The 566-nt window shown below is 59.2% G+C and carries 2 pseudogenes; both read right to left on the reverse strand.

The features are described 5' to 3' along the window. Window positions 1-307, reverse strand: a pseudogene (locus tag ACTHUR_RS16765) (cupin domain-containing protein); the annotation flags it as partial. A 96-nt stretch (window positions 308-403) separates the two neighbouring features. After that, window positions 404-566: pseudogene (locus ACTHUR_RS16770) on the reverse strand (leucyl aminopeptidase); the annotation flags it as partial.

The following is a 566-nucleotide window of genomic DNA, read 5'->3' on the forward strand; positions in this document are numbered from 1 at the left end:
ATACGATGATGTAAACGTCTTCGTTGTCGGTGTGTTTGTGTTCGCCGATGGATGCACCCGGCGGCAGGGTCAGCCAGCCGATTTCCCTGAACGCGTCTTGGGCGGCGGTCTGGTGGCGGTTGAAGGCGAAGCGGCCGAGCAGCGGGCCTTTGCCTCCGGCTGCGTTTTCGCGGTTCCACTCCGCCAAATCGGCTTTTTTGTACACTTGGACGCTGCGGTCAGTCGGTTTGGCCTGTTCTGCGGCGTGAACGCTGACGCTCGTGCCGAGCAGAAAGGCGACGGACAATGCGGTAAATAGCGGTTTCATCATGGTTCTCCGTTTGTTGGGTTGTGTCAGAAGATGATGCGTTCCGTTTTCAGACGACCTGCGGGGTCGGTTGCTTTGCCCCGCAGGCGTCAAGGCTTATTTCACGTTGCGCAGATAGTTCAGCAACAGGGGAACGGGGCGACCGGTCGCGCCTTTTTCGCTGCCGGATTTCCATGCCGTACCCGCAATGTCGATGTGCGCCCACGGGTAGTCTTCGGTGAAGTAGGACAGGAAGGTGGCAGCGGTAATCGTGCCTGCG

The sequence above is a fragment of the Neisseria sp. P0021.S007 genome (assembly GCF_051956855.1).